At 32.7% G+C, this 19,962-nt stretch carries 16 protein-coding genes; 15 read left to right on the top strand and 1 reads right to left on the bottom strand.

Features of this window, described 5'->3' with window-relative positions; all coding sequences use genetic code 11:
• Nucleotides 1-14 precede the first annotated feature (14 nt).
• From rpoC to bsdtb5_RS20390, 13 genes are all read left to right on the top strand, one after another.
• Nucleotides 15-3,704, top strand: a complete 3,690-nt coding sequence (rpoC, locus tag bsdtb5_RS20450; protein WP_271713799.1) for a DNA-directed RNA polymerase subunit beta' — start codon at nt 15-17, stop codon at nt 3,702-3,704.
• A 250-nt stretch (nt 3,705-3,954) separates the two neighbouring features.
• Nucleotides 3,955-4,665, top strand: a complete 711-nt coding sequence (locus bsdtb5_RS20445) for a LytR/AlgR family response regulator transcription factor (RefSeq protein ID WP_271713798.1) — start codon at nt 3,955-3,957, stop codon at nt 4,663-4,665.
• 43 nt (nt 4,666-4,708) lie between these two features.
• Entirely contained in the window at nt 4,709-6,022 is a 1,314-nt protein-coding gene (locus bsdtb5_RS20440) for a sensor histidine kinase (protein WP_271713797.1), read from the top strand.
• A 96-nt stretch (nt 6,023-6,118) separates the two neighbouring features.
• A complete protein-coding gene (locus bsdtb5_RS20435) occupies nt 6,119-6,706 on the top strand; it encodes an accessory gene regulator ArgB-like protein (protein WP_271713796.1) in 588 nt (195 codons plus the stop codon).
• The gene (locus bsdtb5_RS20430) at nt 6,703-6,837 is read left to right on the top strand and encodes a hypothetical protein (protein ID WP_271713795.1); all 135 of its coding nucleotides are present in this window, start codon (nt 6,703-6,705) and stop codon (nt 6,835-6,837) included. Before bsdtb5_RS20435 ends, bsdtb5_RS20430 begins: the two co-directional genes overlap by 4 nt.
• Before the next feature lie 600 nt (nt 6,838-7,437).
• Nucleotides 7,438-7,857, top strand: coding sequence for a 30S ribosomal protein S12 (gene rpsL, locus bsdtb5_RS20425; RefSeq protein WP_271713794.1), 420 nt, complete (start codon nt 7,438-7,440; stop codon nt 7,855-7,857).
• 161 nt (nt 7,858-8,018) lie between these two features.
• On the top strand, nt 8,019-8,489 hold the full coding sequence (gene rpsG, locus bsdtb5_RS20420) for a 30S ribosomal protein S7 (protein ID WP_271713793.1): 471 nt from the start codon (nt 8,019-8,021) through the stop codon (nt 8,487-8,489).
• Between the two features lie 153 nt (nt 8,490-8,642).
• Nucleotides 8,643-10,763: an elongation factor G gene (gene fusA / locus bsdtb5_RS20415; protein WP_271713792.1), complete on the top strand. Its 2,121-nt coding sequence runs from the start codon at nt 8,643-8,645 to the stop codon at nt 10,761-10,763.
• Nucleotides 10,764-10,956: 193 nt separating this feature from the next.
• Nucleotides 10,957-12,150 (top strand): elongation factor Tu, encoded by a 1,194-nt coding sequence (tuf, locus tag bsdtb5_RS20410; RefSeq protein WP_271713791.1) that lies wholly within the window; start codon nt 10,957-10,959, stop codon nt 12,148-12,150.
• Nucleotides 12,151-12,502: 352 nt separating this feature from the next.
• The gene (locus tag bsdtb5_RS20405) at nt 12,503-13,393 is read left to right on the top strand and encodes a hypothetical protein (RefSeq protein ID WP_271713790.1); all 891 of its coding nucleotides are present in this window, start codon (nt 12,503-12,505) and stop codon (nt 13,391-13,393) included.
• Between the two features lie 177 nt (nt 13,394-13,570).
• Nucleotides 13,571-13,777: a hypothetical protein gene (locus bsdtb5_RS20400; protein ID WP_271713789.1), complete on the top strand. Its 207-nt coding sequence runs from the start codon at nt 13,571-13,573 to the stop codon at nt 13,775-13,777.
• 215 nt (nt 13,778-13,992) lie between these two features.
• Nucleotides 13,993-16,248, top strand: coding sequence for a DNA helicase RecQ (gene recQ / locus bsdtb5_RS20395; protein ID WP_271713788.1), 2,256 nt, complete (start codon nt 13,993-13,995; stop codon nt 16,246-16,248).
• A gap of 262 nt (nt 16,249-16,510) precedes the next feature.
• Nucleotides 16,511-16,924: a flagellar protein gene (locus bsdtb5_RS20390; protein ID WP_271713787.1), complete on the top strand. Its 414-nt coding sequence runs from the start codon at nt 16,511-16,513 to the stop codon at nt 16,922-16,924.
• A gap of 97 nt (nt 16,925-17,021) precedes the next feature.
• On the opposite strand, the gene bsdtb5_RS20385 is transcribed toward bsdtb5_RS20390, so the two are convergent.
• A complete protein-coding gene (locus bsdtb5_RS20385) occupies nt 17,022-17,582 on the bottom strand; it encodes a PsbP-related protein (RefSeq protein ID WP_271713786.1) in 561 nt (186 codons plus the stop codon).
• Between the two features lie 604 nt (nt 17,583-18,186).
• Here bsdtb5_RS20385 and bsdtb5_RS20380 point away from each other — a divergent pair.
• Both bsdtb5_RS20380 and rpsJ read left to right on the top strand, forming a co-directional pair.
• A complete protein-coding gene (locus tag bsdtb5_RS20380) occupies nt 18,187-19,050 on the top strand; it encodes a class I SAM-dependent methyltransferase (RefSeq protein WP_271713785.1) in 864 nt (287 codons plus the stop codon).
• 442 nt (nt 19,051-19,492) lie between these two features.
• Nucleotides 19,493-19,810: a 30S ribosomal protein S10 gene (gene rpsJ / locus bsdtb5_RS20375; protein ID WP_271713784.1), complete on the top strand. Its 318-nt coding sequence runs from the start codon at nt 19,493-19,495 to the stop codon at nt 19,808-19,810.
• The last annotated feature ends 152 nt before the right edge of the window (nt 19,811-19,962 follow it).

The raw sequence follows: 19,962 nt of genomic DNA, 5'->3' as shown, positions 1-19,962 counted from the left end.
GGGAGTATCAGACAATGCCTGAAATAACTGCAGAGCACGTAGAACAGATAGCCTATGATGCGATTAAGATCGGGCTTGCTTCACCTGAAAAGATCAGAGAATGGTCTAGGGGTGAGGTCAAGAAGCCAGAAACTATTAATTATAGAACTCTAAAACCTGAAAAAGATGGCCTTTTCTGTGAAAAAATCTTTGGACCAAGCAAAGATTGGGAATGTCATTGTGGTAAATATAAAAAAATTCGATATAAAGGTGTCGTTTGTGATAGATGTGGTGTTGAAGTAACAAAAGCTAGTGTTCGTAGAGAAAGAATGGGACACATTGAGCTTGCTGCACCAGTATCTCATATTTGGTATTTTAAAGGAATTCCTAGTAGAATGGGTCTAATTTTAGACCTTTCTCCTAGAACTCTTGAAAAAGTATTATATTTTGCATCATATATCGTATTAGATAAAGGTGAATCTGATTTACAATACAAACAAGTATTAAATGAAAAAGAATTCAGAGAAGCTTATGACAAATACGGAAATCGTTTCCGTGTTGGTATGGGTGCGGAATCTATTCAAGAACTATTAAGAGATATCGACCTTGAAAAAGAATCAAAAGAATTAAAGAGAGATCTTAAAGATTCTACTGGTCAAAAGAGAGCAAGAATCATTAAGAGACTTGAAGTTGTTGAAGCGTTCCGTGAGTCTGGTAACAAACCAGAGTGGATGATTATGACTGTAGTTCCAGTTATCCCACCAGATTTAAGACCAATGGTTCAATTAGACGGTGGACGTTTTGCAACAAGTGATATGAATGACTTATATCGTAGAATTATCAACCGTAATAATCGTCTAAAGAGATTATTAGAGCTTGGTGCTCCAGATATTATTGTTCGTAATGAAAAAAGAATGTTACAAGAAGCAGTAGATGCTCTTATTGATAACGGTAGAAGAGGACGTCCAGTTACTGGTCCTGGTAACCGTGCACTAAAATCTCTATCTGATATGTTAAAAGGTAAGCAAGGACGTTTCCGTCAGAACTTACTTGGTAAACGTGTTGACTATTCAGGACGTTCTGTTATCGTAGTTGGTCCAGAACTTAAGATCTATCAATGTGGTCTTCCAAAAGAAATGGCTATCGAATTATTCAAGCCTTTCGTTATGAAAGAATTAGTTGCAAGAGGAACTGCTCATAATATTAAATCTGCCAAGAAAATGGTAGAAAGACTTCAATCAGAAGTATGGGATGTATTAGAAGAAGTAATTAGAGAACATCCAGTTATGCTAAACCGTGCACCTACTCTTCACAGACTTGGTATCCAAGCATTTGAACCTATATTAGTAGAAGGTAAAGCAATTAAATTACATCCACTTGTATGTACTGCGTTCAATGCCGATTTCGATGGTGACCAGATGGCGGTACATTTACCACTTTCCGTAGAAGCACAAGCAGAATGTAGATTCTTATTACTTTCACCTAATAACTTACTAAAACCATCTGATGGTGGTCCTGTTGCTGTTCCTTCACAGGATATGGTACTTGGTATCTATTATTTAACGCAAGAAAGACCTGGTGATTTAGGTGAAGGCCATGCATTCAAGAGTATTAATGAAGCTATTTTGGCATATGAAAATGCAGAAGTTACGCTTCATGCTAAGATTAAGGTACGTAGAACTGGTATTAACTTAAACGGTGAAGAAGAAACAAAGATGGTTGAGTCTACGTTAGGACGTTTCATATTCAATGAAATCTTAAGCCAAGACTTGGGATTTGTAGATCGTAGCAAACCTGAAAACTTCTTAAAACCAGAAATAGATTTCCATGTTGGTAAAAAAGGATTAAAACAAATTCTTGAAAAATGTATCAATACACATGGTGCAACAAAGACAGCTGAAACTCTTGATGCAATCAAGTCTCTAGGATATAAATATTCAACTCGTGCTGCTATGACAGTTTCTATCTCTGATATGACTGTACCAGCCAAGAAGAAGACAATTCTAGAAGAAGCAGAAAAAACAGTTGAAGTAATCTCTAAGAACTTCCGTCGTGGTCTTATGACAGAAGAAGAAAGATACAAAGCTGTTATTGAGACTTGGAAAGAAGCCGATGATGAAATTACAGAAGCTCTACTAACTGGTCTTGATAAATATAATAATATTTACATGATGGCTGACTCTGGTGCCCGTGGTTCTGATAAGCAGATTAAACAGCTTGCAGGTATGCGTGGTCTTATGGCCGATACATCAGGTCGTACTATCGAACTTCCAATTAAGTCAAACTTCCGTGAAGGTCTTGACGTACTAGAATACTTTATCTCAGCACATGGAGCTAGAAAAGGTCTTTCTGATACTGCGCTTCGTACAGCCGATTCAGGTTACTTGACTCGTCGACTTGTTGACGTATCTCAAGATTTAATCATCCGTGAAGTTGACTGTCAAGAAGGCAAAGAAATACCTGGAATGTGGATTAAGGCATTTACAGATGGCCGTGAAGTAATTGAAAGCTTAGAAGAAAGAATTACAGGAAGATATTCTTGTGAATCAATCTTTGATGATAACGGTGAGCTAATCGTTAAGGCAAATCATATGATTACTCCAAAACGTGCAGCAAGAATCGTTGCAAAACAAGAATTGATAGATGCAGGTAATAATGCAAAAGTTAAGATTCGTACTATTCTTTCTTGTAGATCACACATTGGTGTATGTGCTAAATGTTATGGTTCTAACATGGCAACTGGTGAAGCTGTTCAAGTTGGTGAAGCAGTAGGTATTATTGCTGCTCAATCAATCGGTGAGCCAGGTACACAGCTTACAATGCGTACGTTCCATACAGGTGGTGTTGCCGGTGATGATATCACACAAGGTCTTCCTCGTGTTGAAGAACTTTTTGAAGCAAGAAAACCAAAAGGTCTTGCAATTATTGCAGAGTTTGGTGGAGTTGTAACAATCAAAGATACGAAGAAAAAACGTGAAGTTATCGTAACAAATAATGAAACAGGTGAAGCAAAGGCTTACCTAATTCCTTATGGATCACGTATTAAAGTTATGGATGGAGACATTCTTGAAGCCGGTGATGAATTAACAGAAGGTAGTGTTAACCCTCATGATATCCTTAAGATTAAGGGTGTTCGTGCGGTGCAAGATTACATGATTCAAGAAGTTCAAAGAGTTTACCGTCTACAAGGTGTAGAAATTAATGATAAACATATCGAAGTTATCGTTAGACAAATGCTTAAGAAAATCAGGATTGAAAATAATGGAGATTCAGACTACTTACCAGGTACTTTAGTTGATACTTTAGAATATGATGATGTAAATGTTGAATTACGTGAAAAAGGTCTAGAAGAAGTAGATGGTAAACAAGTAATGCTAGGTATTACAAAAGCATCTCTTGCTACAAATTCATTCCTTTCAGCAGCATCTTTCCAAGAAACAACAAAAGTTCTTACAGAAGCAGCAATTAAAGGTAAAGTCGATCCACTTATCGGTCTGAAAGAAAATGTTATCATTGGTAAGCTAATTCCAGCTGGTACAGGTATGAAGAGATATCGTTCTGTAAAACTAGATAGTGATATTAGTGAAGAATTAATGGTATCAGAAGACGTTGAAGATGATAATAGCTTTGATGGAATTGGAAATGAAATAACAGACAATTATCAAGCAGACGAAGATTCTTTTGACGACTTAGATATGCTTTCAATATCAGAAGATGAGGAATAAAAAGAATTAACTCTAAATAGTTTAATATATAATAGAATAAAGCGATCGCAAATAGATTAACACTATTTGCGATGCGCTTTTTTTATGAATAATTTTACAAAATCATATTTTTGCTAGAAAGAGAAGAAATATAGATTTTTGTGGTAAATAATGGTATAATTAAACTAAAAGAATAATTCTCGCAGTTGATATTAATAAAAGATTACAATACATCTGTGATTAAGTCCAGAAACGAAAGTTAGGGTGAAAAATGATACATATAGCTGTATGTGATGATGATTCAATCTTTAAAGATTATTTATTGGAGCTTATTAAAAGATGGTCTAAAAGTACGGATAATAAAGTGAGTATTCAACAATTTGATGATGGGGCAAAATTTGTGGATTATTTATGCATATCACAAACAGAATTTGATATTATACTATTGGATATGCAAATGAAAGAACTTGGGGGAATTGATACAGCGCAAGTGATTCGGAAGAGAAATAACAAAGTAATTATTATTTTCATTACTAGTCATATTGATATGGTGCTACATGCCTTTGAGGTAAAGGCTTACCGTTATTTAATGAAAGATACAATCGAGAAAGAACTTCCAATGGTATTAACAAAAGCAATTGAAGAAATTCAATATGAAAGAAAAAATATGTTTTCTTTTTCCTTTCAAGGTAAAGAGCGTCTTATTTCATTACAAGATATTGTTTACTTTGAAAGTAATAAAAGAACAATCTTAGTTCATCTTAAAGATAAAGTCTTAAGTTATTACGGCAAATTAAACGAAGTTGAACTAGAAGTATCTGATTATGAATTTATTCGAATTCACCAAAGTTATATTATAAACTTAAAATATGTTGAAGAAATAAGAGGATATGATTTAATGCTGGAGCAGGGAATTAGATTACCAATTAGTAAAAGTAAAATAAAAGAAGTTAATAGAGCGTTTACGTGGTCGTTGCGATAATGACATTAAAATTAATTTTATGTAGTATACATGGGGGCTTAATATGATTCATACGATTGACGATGCCCTTCCAGGGCTAATAGAGGTAATTCTTCTATTTAGTTTGATTGATAGTTGTTTTGAACGAAAGTTCCAAATTAAGTATTTGCCTATAATATGGTGTGTATGTGATTTTACAATAATATTGGCTACAAGATCCATAAGCAGAAGTTTATGGATAACGCTAACATTAAGTATAATGTTGGAGACTATCTTAATTAAAATATTATTTGAGAGTAAAATAGCAAAGATTTTATTTTGGCTTACTTTCTTTAATAGTATTATTGGAGTATGTGAAATATCGATATATATGATTACTATCACTATATTGGACATTAATTTACAACAAATACTTAGTATAGATATCGTAAATAATACAGCAGCCATTATTTCAAAACTTATTTTATGGGTTATTATAACAAGAGCAAAATTAATTAATAAAAAAGTCGAATACAAAAGTGGTGAGTACTTTATCCCACTCTTAATAGTTCCTATTGTAAGTATTATAGCTATGTTGCTTGTAATAGATTATTCAGTACAAGTAGGAAGTGATGACAGAAAAACTGCATTAGTATATTTAACTGTTTTGGGATTATTCTTTATGAATATTATTGTATTTTATATTTATGAGCATCTTCATCAAATGTCAAAAATTAAAGAGGAAATAAGCTTGATGGAGCAACAACTAGTATACCAACAGAAGTATTTCATGCAGTTGGAGCATTCCTATCAGGAGGTTCGTGGAATAAAACATGATATAGTAAGACATATTACTTTAATGAACACTTTGGTAAAAACTAAAGAATATGAAAAGTTAGAAGAATATACAAAAGAATTAAGTAAATCTACAGATAATATGATAAAGATAGTACAAACAGATAATGTAATACTAGATGCAATTATGAATGAAAAATATAATACAGCAAAAAAGTTTGGAATACAAACAAAGTTTTTAGTAGAGAAACTAGATAAAAATATCATTAATCCAACTAGTATATGTATTATAGTGAGTAATATTTTGGATAATGCAATAGAGGGTGCTTCTAATTGGAAAAAAGAGAAAATAGGAGATAGAGCACCACTTGTTGAAGTAAAACTATATTTACAAAAAAATAATTTAATATTTTCTGTCTCGAACGACGCGGTAAAGCCGCAGTTTAAAGAAGGATTAATACTAACTAGTAAGCTAGATAAAAAGAATCATGGAATTGGATTAAAAAATGTAAAGAAAGTAATAGAAGAGATGCAAGGATATTTTGAAATAGGTTATACAAATAATAAATTCATATTTGTCTGTAGAATACCAGTAGACGACTAAAAATTACATAAAATGAACTAAAAGTTACATCTTTAACACAAGACCAATTTATTGTGCTATAGTGTCAGCATAGAATGGAAAAGGGAAGTGGATTTCGTGTTAGATGTAATAACTAATTCAATTACAAGTTATTTAATTAGCAATAAAGCAGCTAAGGAAGAAGATCGGGACGTATATAAATATGGATTAGCTATTTTGCTTTATAACATTTTCCTTGTCCTTTTTATAGTAGTACTCTCTTTTTTTCTACATAATGTAATTGCAACAATACTCTTCATAGCTACATTGATTATTATGAGAAAGTATACTGGTGGGCATCATGCAAATTCAAGAGTAAAATGCTTTACAACAACTGTGATAATTTATACACTCACAGTAATAGTGAATAACTTCCAGAATATTGTACCGATTCAAGCTTTAGTGTATGGGCTACTAATGATCTCATATGTTTTAATGTTAATGTTTGCACCAATATGTGGAGAGCAAATACAATGGTCAAGTAAAAGAATGGAGTACGTTAAGAAATGTAATCGTATATGTTTATTAGTATTTATATTCATAATTATATGTATGAGTTATCTAAATTGGAAGACATACGTAAATTACATTTCGATTGCTATTATTGCAACATCATGTTCATTGGTTATTGAAAGACTAAAACTAAGGGAGGGAAGAAAATCATGAAGTCAAAATTTGTTCAAGCATTTGCTAGTTTAATCTTCGGATATGGGTTATATGCCATTAATATCTGCAGATGGATATGGTATGATGAAGAAGTACCAGCTAGAGTAAAAGAATTAGCTAAAGAAGACTAATCATTGAAATGCAAAAGATGAAATCATGGTTTACTTTAATGTAATTGGGATTATTGCTGAATTTCTAGTTGAATTAGAGCTTGTTGAATTATCATAAAATATGTAGTAGGCAATTTAGTTACAAATAATTAAAGCAATTGAACCAATGAAGCAGGGATAGTATGTGGGGGTAGTATCAAAGGGGAACTATAGAAATGGGAGATAAAAGTAGACAATTCTTTGATATGTGTTACATAGATAATAGAAGTTCGCTATTGTATATTTAATATATGGGAAGATATTAAATATATGATAGAATAAAAGTACTAAAATACATAGTATGAATTATATGGGAGAATTAATTCGAATATACTTTGTAGATTATTCCAACTACATATTTATAAGAAGTGATATCTAGTAAAGGATATCACTTTTTGTAATTTCAGTATATTTTTATTAAAAAAATCAGCGATCAATTTTAAAAAGCCTTGACAAAAACAAACATGTAACATATAATTTATCAGTGTGCATTCTACTTTATGTAGTAAGCACCATTTTAAGGTTGAAATAATATTCGTAAAATGAAACCGAAGCAACCAAATCATCAGGAGGTGAAAAGTAATGCCAACTTTTAATCAGTTAGTAAGAAAAGGTAGAAAGACTGTTGAGAAGAAATCTACTTCTCCAGCGCTTCAAAAAGGATTTAATTCATTAAACAAAAAATCAACAGATGCATCTGCACCACAAAAAAGAGGTGTTTGTACAGCTGTTAGAACTGCAACTCCAAAGAAGCCTAACTCAGCACTTAGAAAAATCGCCAGAGTTCGTCTTTCAAACGGAATCGAAGTAACAAGCTATATCCCAGGTGAAGGCCACAACTTACAAGAACATAGTGTTGTTCTTATCAGAGGTGGTAGAGTAAAAGATTTACCAGGTACAAGATACCACGTTGTCAGAGGTACTCTTGATACTGCAGGTGTAGCTAAGAGAAGACAAGCTCGTTCTAAATATGGAGCTAAGAGACCAAAAGACGCTAAATAGTCAATATCTAAAAAATTATCACAGATATTTTGATTCATGTGCCAGATTAATAAGTTAAGTTTCCTGTAGGTTGCAGGTTCAATATAAATTAAGCTGAGCGCGAACACAAGTAATCATGTGAGTACCCAAGAATCATGTATTCTAATAAGGAGGGAAGTACCGTGCCACGTAAAGGACATATACAAAAAAGAGATGTATTAGCAGATCCAATTTACAAAACTAAGGTTGTAACTAAACTTATCAATAACATCATGTTAGACGGTAAGAAAGGTGTTGCACAAAAAATCGTATACGGAGCGTTTGATCGTATTGCTGAAAAGACTGGAAAAGAAGCTAGCGAAGTATTCGAAGAAGCTATGAATAATATCATGCCAGTACTTGAAGTAAAAGCTAGACGTATCGGTGGAGCAACATACCAAGTACCTATCGAAGTAAGAGCTGACAGACGTCAAGCATTAGCACTACGTTGGATTACATTGTATTCTCGTAAAAGAGGAGAAAAAACAATGGAAGAAAAACTTGCTAATGAAATTTTAGATGCTGCTAATAACACTGGAGCATCTGTTAAGAAAAAAGAAGATATGCACAAAATGGCAGAAGCAAACAAAGCATTCGCTCATTACAGATGGTAATAGCAATTTGCTAGTTTATCTGCAAAACATTGCATAAAAAGATAAAAAAGTGTAATTATATTTTATATGTAGATTAATTCGCATAACAGTTGTAGCGAGTAGCTATGATTCCTTATGCGATTAATCATATTAATTAAAAAGGAGGGATTATCCTTGGCTGGAAGAGATTATCCGTTAGAGAGAACTAGAAACATTGGTATTATGGCTCATATTGATGCTGGTAAGACTACTCTTACAGAACGTATCTTATACTATACTGGTGTTAACTATAAAATCGGTGATACTCATGAAGGTACTGCAACCATGGACTGGATGGAGCAGGAACAAGAAAGAGGTATCACAATCACATCAGCGGCTACAACTTGTCACTGGACTCTACAAGAGCATGCTGTGAAAAAGAATGGCGCTCTTGAAAATCGTATCAACATTATCGATACTCCAGGACACGTTGACTTTACAGTTGAAGTAGAACGTTCCCTACGTGTACTTGATGGTGCAGTAGGTGTTTTCTGTGCAAAAGGTGGAGTTGAACCTCAATCAGAAAATGTATGGCGTCAAGCAGACACATACAATGTACCAAGAATGGCATTCATCAATAAGATGGATATCTTAGGTGCGAACTTCTATGGCGCTGTAGACCAAATCAAAACAAGACTTGGTAAGAACGCTGTACCTCTTCAATTACCAATCGGTAAAGAAGATGAATTTAAAGGTGTTATTGACCTATTTGAAATGCAAGCATATATCTATAATGATGATAAGGGAGAAAATATTACTATTGAACCAATCCCTGAAGACATGAAAGATGATGCAGAAATGTACAGAACAGACATGATCGAAAAGATCTGTGAAACTGATGATGAATTAATGATGCTTTACCTTGAAGGTGAAGAACCATCAACAGAACAATTAAAAGCTGCTTTAAGAAAAGCTACTTGTAATGTAACAATCATCCCAGTTTTATGCGGTTCAGCATATAAAAATAAAGGTGTTCAAAAACTTCTTGATGCTGTTCTTGAATACATGCCAGCTCCAACTGACATTCCATCAATTCAAGGTACTGATTTAGATGGTAATCCAATGGAAAGACATGCATCTGATGAGGAACCTTTCTCTGCATTAGCATTCAAAATCATGGCTGACCCATTTGTTGGTAAGTTAGCATTCTTTAGAGTTTACTCTGGTAGCATTAATTCAGGATCATATGTATTAAACGCTACTAAAGATAAAAAAGAACGTGTTGGTCGTATTCTTCAAATGCATGCAAATAAGAGAGAAGAACTTGATAAAGTATACGCTGGAGATATCGCAGCTGCTGTAGGTTTTAAATTTACAACAACTGGTGATACAATCTGTGATGAACAACATCCAGTTATTCTTGAATCAATGGAATTCCCTGAACCAGTTATCGACGTAGCTATCGAACCTAAAGATAAAGCATCTCAAGGTAAGATGGGTGAAGCGTTAGCTAAACTTGCAGAAGAAGATCCAACATTCAGAACATCTACTAATCAAGAAACTGGTCAAACAATCATTTCTGGTATGGGTGAACTTCATCTTGAAATCATTGTAGATAGACTTTTACGTGAATTCAAAGTCCAAGCAAATGTAGGTGCTCCTCAAGTTGCTTATAAAGAAACATTCACAAAAGCAGTTGATATTGATAGTAAATATGCAAAACAATCTGGTGGTCGTGGTCAATACGGACACTGTAAAGTTAAATTTGAGCCTATGGATGCAAATGCTGAAAAGACATTCGAATTCGTATCAACAGTTGTTGGTGGTGCTATTCCTAAAGAATATATCCCAGCAGTTGGTGCAGGTATCGAAGAAGCTTCTCATGCTGGTATCCTTGGTGGATTCCCAGTACTTGGTGTAAAAGCTACTGTATATGATGGTTCTTACCATGATGTCGATTCAAATGAAATGGCCTTCAAGATTGCTGGTTCTATGGCATTCAAAGAAGCTATGCAAAAAGCAGGCGCAGTATTACTTGAGCCTATCATGAGAGTTGAAGTATCTACACCAGAAGATTACATGGGTGATGTTATCGGTGATATCAATTCACGTCGTGGACGTATCGAAGGTATGGATGATATCGGTGGTGGTAAACTTGTAAGAGGTTTCGTTCCACTATCTGAAATGTTCGGATACTCTACAGACTTACGTTCTAAGACTCAAGGACGTGGAAGTTATTCTATGTTCTTTGATAAATATGAACCAGTTCCAAAATCAGTTCAAGATAAAGTAATCGCTGCAAAGACTGGTAAATAATTCGTTTTATTCTATTAATTATAGGATTGTATAACTTTTGCTTGAAAATATTTCAAATATGAAATATAATTAGGCATATGGGTAATAATCTTATGTATGGATTATTATAAACACTAGGGGTATAGTAAATAGCCCTAGTGTTATATAAATTAATATAGCCCTAGGGGCATTATTTAAAGGAGGACATTTTAAAATGGCTAAAGCTAAGTTCGAAAGAAATAAACCACATTGTAATATCGGTACAATCGGTCACGTTGACCATGGTAAAACAACATTAACAGCTGCAATCACTAAAACTCTTCATGACAGATTAGGTACTGGTGAAGCTGTTGCATTCGAAAATATCGATAAAGCTCCAGAAGAAAGAGAAAGAGGTATCACTATCTCTACAGCTCACGTTGAATATGAATCAAAAGCTAGACACTACGCTCACGTAGACTGTCCAGGACATGCTGACTACGTTAAGAACATGATCACTGGTGCTGCTCAAATGGATGGTGCTATCCTTGTTGTTGCTGCTACTGATGGTGTTATGGCTCAAACTAAAGAACACATCCTTCTTTCACGTCAAGTAGGTGTTCCTTACATCGTTGTATTCATGAACAAATGTGATATGGTTGATGATGAAGAACTTCTTGAATTAGTAGAAATGGAAATCAGAGAATTATTAAGCGAATATGAATTCCCAGGCGATGATACTCCAGTAATCAGAGGATCAGCTCTTAAAGCTCTTGAAGATCCTTCAAGTGAATGGGGAGATAAAATCCTTGAATTATTTGATGCTGTAGATAGCTGGATTCCAGATCCTAAGAGAGCAACTGATCAACCTTTCTTAATGCCAATCGAAGACGTATTCTCAATCACTGGACGTGGTACTGTTGCTACAGGACGTGTTGAACGTGGTGTTCTTCATGTAAATGAAGAAGTTGAAATCGTTGGTATCAAAGAAGAAACTCGTAAAGTTGTTGTAACAGGTATCGAAATGTTCAGAAAACTTCTTGATGAAGCTCAAGCTGGTGATAACATCGGTGCTCTTCTTCGTGGTGTTCAAAGAACAGAAATCGAAAGAGGTCAAGTATTAACTAAACCAGGTTCAATTACTTGCCATACAAAATTTACTGCACAAGTATACGTATTAACTAAAGATGAAGGTGGACGTCATACTCCTTTCTTCAACAACTACAGACCACAATTCTACTTCAGAACAACTGACGTAACTGGTGTATGTAACTTACCAGAAGGTGTAGAAATGTGTATGCCTGGTGATAACATTGAAATGACTATCGAACTTATTCACCCAATCGCTATGGAACAAGGTTTAAGCTTTGCAATCCGTGAAGGTGGTAGAACAGTAGGTTCAGGTAGAGTTGCAACTATCATTAAATAGTTAATATTTCTATATAAAAACCGCAATCTTTTAATAAGATTGCGGTTTTTTGCGTTCATGAAAAAGAGTTCCATATATAGCGTATAAGTTAGAAAACATGCTACTGAATCTGATAGTTATATATTAGAGAAATTCGAGCTTAATTTTTATATTATTACTAGAATTTCGATTTATTAAAAAGATTTGACACTAGGATTATCAATACAATAATGTTATAATAAATTAATGGAAAATATTTTAAATCATCTAAATATTTAGTTATTAGTCGGTTTAAAGAAATAAAAAGGGATAGATGTGATTCGTCTTGCATTGAACAATATAAATTAGTTATAAATATAAGGTGGTAATTAAGGTGAAATATTTAGATAGAATACGAATAAAGAGTATAGCACTGGTGATATTATGTATTCTACTGATGGGATGCAATAATATCAATAGTGAAAAGATAAATGGGAAACAAGAAAATAAAAAGTCATCTCAGAATACTAATCAAAAAGTGGATGGTACTGATGAGTCAGAAAGCAATACTGTTTCTAATCAAGATAAAGAGAAAGTTGATGATAACAGTTTAGAAACAGTCCTATCCAATATAAACAATATTAAGGATATACCAGAAAATACTCATAATATATTTGAAGGTTTTATAGGAAGAGAAAGAATCATAATGGATATATACGTTGATTCCGAGGGCGTAACACTTTATTATGTTGGAAAAGATAAAACAAAAGAGTATAAATTAGTTGGCAGTATCTTGAATGATAATATTATTGTGAAAGATAATGATAACACTACTTTGATGATACTTAATAATGCTCAAAACGGTGAAATTTATGGCGAATACTATGCAGATGGTCCTAAAACAAATATAAGGGTGCGATTTAGTTATATAACTGGCGAGGGTAATTTGGACAACAGATATACATTAGGTGAGGATGATACAAAAACAGAAAGATTTGTTCAGGAGATAATAGATGCCATTACAAATAAATCGTTAAAAGACTTTATGACATATATTGCTTATCCATTGAAGGTACGTGGTAATAGAAATATGGAGATAATTAATTTGGAGCAATTTAAAAAAAATAAAGTATTAAATAAGAGACTTAGAAATACCATAACAAACTCATTTTCTAAATTTATGTATAGTTCAGAAGAAGGAATTCGGATTGGAGATAGCAAGTATAATATTTGGATTAAATTGAATGATGATGGCGAATGGATAATAACAGAAATTAATAATTAAAAATTTCAATATCCTTGATGTAAAAAGGCGCAAATTGTGGATACTAATAAAGCAAATCCTTAGTTGACTTATAAAGATAAGTTCAATGAAACAGGATGAATGTAAGTTTGTAAAAAGCTTACGTATATTAAATTTTAGATTACCTATAAATCAATACGCCTAAAAGGAGTGATAGTTATGAATTTTTCAGATCGAGGATCTTTACCGGTGGGTTTTAGTATGTCGTTGGCACAGGATCTTAAGGCTATGACTAATTTTGTATCATTATCAGAGGATAAAAAAGAAAATATTGTTGAGTACATTGAAGGGTCAACAACAGGCTATGAAGCAAAAGATAGAATCACACAGGTGGTGAATGATCTTCATAATGAAAAGATGTTTTAATTAGCTAGAACTGTGTAACAACTTCAGACTTATTAATTTGTGATTATTAATTTTACAATTAGGTATTTGATGTTATTCGTTTTGGATTAAACATTTAATTAGGTATGCATAAGTACAGGTACAAATATGTTGGGAAGTTATATTAAGTGCATTACTTAATTCTAATATAACTTCTCAATATAATTATAATTCTTATAAAATATAAAGGAGAAGGAATGACCAAGTTATACGAAGCTTTAAAAAAATATTTTGGATATGATAATTTCCGAGAAAATCAAGAAGATATTATCTTACACATCTTAGAAGGTACTGATGTTTTAGGAATTATGCCAACTGGTGCTGGAAAATCTTTATGTTATCAACTACCTGCTATTCTGTCGAAGGGCATAACTCTTGTTGTATCGCCATTAATTTCTTTAATGAAAGATCAAGTTGATTATCTTAATAGTGTTGGAATTGAATCTGCATATTTAAATAGTTCATTATCAGGAGCTGAATATTCTTTTATTATCCAAGGAATATATCAGAAGAGATATAAAATGATATATGTTGCTCCTGAGCGTTTGGAGAACGAATCTTTTCTTAAGACAATAAATGAAATGAATATAGAGATTAGCAATGTTGTAATTGATGAGGCACATTGTGTATCAAGATGGGGACATGATTTTAGACCGAGTTATACTAGAATAATGCAGTTTATTAATCAATTACATATTCGTCCAACAGTTGCTGCATTTACAGCTACTGCAACAACAAATGTTAAGGAGGATATTGTTCATTCTTTAGATCTTAAGAGTCCTGAAGTATATATTACAAGTTTTGATCGAAAGAATCTTGAATTTAAAGTGTTTGTTAATGAAAATAAGGAACAATATATTCGAAATTATATAACCAATCATGTAGATGAGAGTGGAATTATCTATGCTGCAACAAGAAAAGATGCGGAAAAATTGAATCAATATTTATCTGGTCACAACATAAATGTTTCAATATATCATGCTGGGCTATCGGATGCAGATAGAATGAGAGCACAAGAAGATTTTATATATGATAACGTACAGGTTATGATTGCTACAAATGCATTTGGGATGGGGATTGATAAATCCAATGTCAGATATGTTATCCATTATAATATGCCTAGAGATTTAGAAGCTTATTATCAAGAAGCAGGGCGTGCGGGACGTGACGGTGAGAACAGCGTGTGTATACTGTTGTATTCAGCAGCTGATACTGCAATTCAAAAATATTTTATCGATGAAAGTGATGTTTCAGAAGAATTAAAAAGCCATGAGTATAAGAAACTTCAACTTATGGAAAGTTACTGTCATACATCTACATGTTTGAGAAGGTATATATTAGAATACTTTGGGGATTACTCATTGACAGAGCCTTGTGGTAATTGTAGTGTATGTAATACAGAAGTTGAAGAAAAAGATGTTACAATACAAGCTCAGATGATATTGTCTTGCATACATCGTTCTGGTCAAAGGTTTGGAAGAAGTATTATAGTAGATACGTTAAGGGGGTCAAGAAATCAAAAAGTTCTCAAATTCAATCTAAATGAACTAAAAACCTATGGACTAATGAAAGATTATCCCAAAGATGATTTAGATTTGTTGATGAATCGTTTGATTGCGGATGGATATATATATAAGACAGAGGAACAATATCCAATCTTAAAATTAACAAATCTTTCAATTCCCTTGTTGAAAAATGAGACATCATTAACGATACAAGTAGCGAAACAGGAAAAGAAAGTTCATGCAGATAACAGTCTGTTAAATAAATTAAAAGAGATTAGATCTCAGATAGCCAAGAAGGAAGGGTACCCGCCATATGTAATATTCCATGACTCTACATTAATTGAGATGAGTATTCAAAAACCAAAAACATTAGATGAATTAGGAGAAATAAAGGGTGTCGGAGAAAATAAAAGAATAAAATATGGTAGAATATTTCTTGATGTATTACTGGAGTATGAGAATCCAGAAAAGAAAGAAGAGAAGAATGTAGAGGCACAGGAAGAGATTAAAGTTAAAAGCAATTCCAATTATAAGATGGATGACATTCAAAATGGTTTTAATGAAGCTAGAATAGTGCCTAGAGATAATTCGGATGTTGATGAAATTTGTAATGATAATAATTCAGGGAATGTAGAAGAAGTATTTCATAAATATTATCACTTATATAAGGAAGACAATACAATAGAAGAAATAGCAAGTATATTGGGAGTAAAAGATTCAACAGTTGAGAAAAACCTACTTAAGGCGTATGAATCAGGAGAAGCTATATTGATTGATGACTTCATACAAAAAGAGTATGAAACTGAAATAATTAACATAATTCTTTTAGATGAATGGGATGGAAGACTGAGATATATAAAAGATCATGTGGATGAGAAAGTAACTTACCGTACCATTAAAGCTGTTATTATTAAATTAAAAACTAAGATAAACAAGTTTGAGCTATAATATAGTAAAAGCTATTATAGAGAAGTTTAAGTTATAAAGGATAAATTAAAGTAATTGATTTTGAATGATAGAGTGAATTTACTATAATATTGATATATATTGCAAAATATGCTAAACTATAATTGGAATAGTCGATATATGTCGAAAGGCATGACTAACCGGGGAGCTATCTTTATTTGTACATTTAGAATTTACATAGGAAATACTGAAAAATGTAATAATATAATGATTCAATGCAGAAAGATAATAAGAGGTGAATTATATGGAGATATTAAATTGTAGGGATTGTGGAAAACTTTATAGTTACACGAGTGGACCTAGATTATGTCCTGAATGTGTAAAAAAATTAGATGAAAAATTCATTGAAGTGAAAGAATATATTCGTGAAAATCCTGGTGTTAGCCTTTACCAAGTATCTGAGGAGATGGAAGTATCAGTTAACCAGATAAAAGCATGGATAAGAGAAGAAAGATTGGCGTTTACTGAAGAGTCAACAATTACAATTCAGTGTGATTCTTGTGGTAAAGAGATTAAAACTGGGCGATATTGCAAGGAATGTAAGGCTAAATTAATCAATAATCTACAAGGTACCTACTCTGGAAAAGAAAGCGATTTAGCTTATGTGGAAAATCCACTATCGAAATTGCGTTTTCAAGATAATAAAAACAAAAGATAGAGAATATAAAAGATAATAAAAATATAATATAATAAATATTAAAGATATTATTAAAGGTGTTGCTGATGCAACACCTTAATTTTGCTTATAAATAAAACTATTTCTCTTTAAAGGATTCAGCCATATGGTTAATCACTTCAATTGGTGAAGGGGATACACCATCTCCAATATCTGTTGATGTAATGACAACAGTTTGATTGTCCATAAGAATATAATATTGAGTTTGAACCATTGTAATATCTCCAAATTGGACGCTGTAGCTTAATGTAAATACTTTTCCACTTGGAACAGATAACTCATCAAACTTAAAATCTTTAGCATCTTTAAAAACGCCTTTAATTTGCTTCTCTAAACCAGCTGTTGAGGATTTTAATTGTTCCATAGTAGGAGACTTATCAGTTTTTGGGATTATTGTTATTGCAACATTGGATGAGTTCTTAGTAAGGTCAGCATTTTCAGGAGTGAAAATATAAAGAGCGGAATTGATATTAGGGTCTTCAACTCTCTTCCAGGTATCTGGTATTTCAAATTGATATTTATCAATTTCAATTGTTTGTGTTTTGAAAGGGGCTTCTTTTGCAGTAGAACCGATTTTGCTACATCCCAACAATGTGAGAGCAGTCATACATAGCATAGATAGTATAGCGAGCTTCTTCATAATCATTCTCCAATTCTTAAATATTCTTACTTATACTATCATATTAAGGAAAGGACAATATTAGAATCGAGAACATTGTATTTAGAAGATTTTAAATGGGATTTATTTTCGCAGTAGATAAAAAAATATGGGAATTGAAATTTGATGACAAGTTGGTATTAATATATATAAGACTAAGAAGAAAATGTAAAATATATATGTGGATCAAAATGAAGAGTATTAGAATTAATACTAATGTAGAAACTAAATAGTAAGTACAAATCAATATAATTAAATATATTAAGATGAAAAAATACATAAATTATAGAGAATATGGTATTGATTATGTGAAATAGAGGAATAATAAAATATACAATAATCTATAACTAAGTATCGGTATATTCCTTAATAATGTAGAATTAATAGATACTACAATGATTTTACTTCGAAATTAAGTTGCATAATAGAGAATAGGCATTTATAATGATTTACATTAGTGAAATATGCAAGAGTATCATATTATAGGAAGATAGTTATAATAAAAAGCTGTTTTGTTTAATTGCGGATGTTTAGTGTTATTAAGAAAACAGAGAATATATAAAGGAATAGAAAGAGAGAATAGATTATGTGGATTGCAGATGGATGGAAAGATTATGAAGTAATTGATGCATCGAAGGGTGAAAAATTAGAACGTTGGGGAAATTATATATTGGTACGCCCCGATCCTCAAGTAATATGGGATACCCCTAAGACTGCTAGAGAATGGAAGAAAATGAATGCTCATTATCATAGAAGTAGCAAAGGTGGTGGTGAATGGGAGTTCTTCGACTTACCAAAGCAATGGCAGATTCATTATAAGGAATTAACGTTTAACTTACAACCATTTAGTTTTAAACATACAGGATTATTTCCAGAACAAGCGACAAATTGGGATTGGTTTTCAAATAAGATTAAGAATGCTAATAGACCAGTAAAGGTATTGAATTTATTCGCATATACAGGTGGAGCAACAATATCTGCGGCAGCGGCAGGTGCGAGTGTAACTCATGTAGATGCTTCTAAGGGTATGGTAACATGGGCAAAGGAAAATGCGGCATCTTCAGGTCTACAAGAATCACCAATTCGTTATATAGTAGATGATTGTGTAAAGTTTGTAGAGAGAGAGATTCGCCGTGGAAATAGATATGATGCAATAATCATGGATCCGCCTTCCTATGGAAGAGGACCAAAGGGTGAGATATGGAAGATAGAAGAACAAATACATGAGTTCATTAAATTATGTACCAATGTATTAACTGATAATCCACTATTCTTTTTAGTTAACTCTTATACAACAGGCCTTCAACCAGCGGTGTTAACCTATATGTTATCTACTGAATTAGTTAAAAAATATAAAGGTAAGGTTAATTCAGAGGAAATAGGACTTCCAGTATCGGGTAATGGACTAGTACTACCATGTGGTGCGTCAGGTAGATGGGAGTGCAATTAACCTAAATCTAAAGTAAGGTCATAAACAGTTTCTACATATGAGAATTGTGTAGAAACATGTAATGACTTATTATAGAAACTATGCAAAAATTAATAAATAATTTTTATAAAAAATGCTTGCAATAGTTGAAATGCTAGTGTATAATAAATAATGTTGTGACATTGATAGCTGTGAAGTGTGAGGTTGCTACATATTGTAGGTTATTCCGCGGAGCGAATGTCAAGTTATGAAACTGGCGACAAGTCACTGTACAAAAATAGTATCTTATTGAGAATCAATAAGTATATAATCTACAATCGTGTAGAAACGTGTGTTTTTAGTGCAATTGCACTAGTGCGTTTAATTTACTCTTTTTAGAGTAGTTTGAATGATACACACGGGAGAGTGTACAGTCACCGCTTGTCGTACTGAAATTAAGTGCGAAAAGGAGGCGACTTTTTTTATGGCAAGTCAAGTAATGAGAATTACACTTAAGGCGTATGATCATCAATTAATCGATCAATCAGCTGGAAAAATTATTGAAACTGTAAAGAAGACAGGATCAAAGGTGAGCGGACCAGTTCCACTACCAACTAAGAAGGAAGTAGTTACTATCTTAAGAGCGGTTCACAAATATAAGGATTCCAGAGAACAATTCGAACAAAGAACTCATAAGAGATTAATCGATATCATCACACCTACACAAAAGACAGTTGATGCATTATCAAGATTAGAAATGCCAGCTGGTGTGTACATCGATATTAAGATGAAAAACAAATAATTGAAATGAAGTAAGTAAAATCCTTTAGGGTTTATATATAGAGACCAAGTGCTCAATGAGTAGAAATCGTATAGATACATCTAGAGATATATTTCTCATTTAGAGACCAAGCGCTCAACGTAGACCATCTAGGATGATTATGCGAAATGCGT

The organism is Anaeromicropila herbilytica (assembly GCF_016591975.1).
GTDB classification, from domain to species: Bacteria; Bacillota; Clostridia; order Lachnospirales; family Lachnospiraceae; genus Anaeromicropila; species Anaeromicropila herbilytica.
This window is presented reverse-complemented; position numbering and strand designations above follow the sequence as displayed.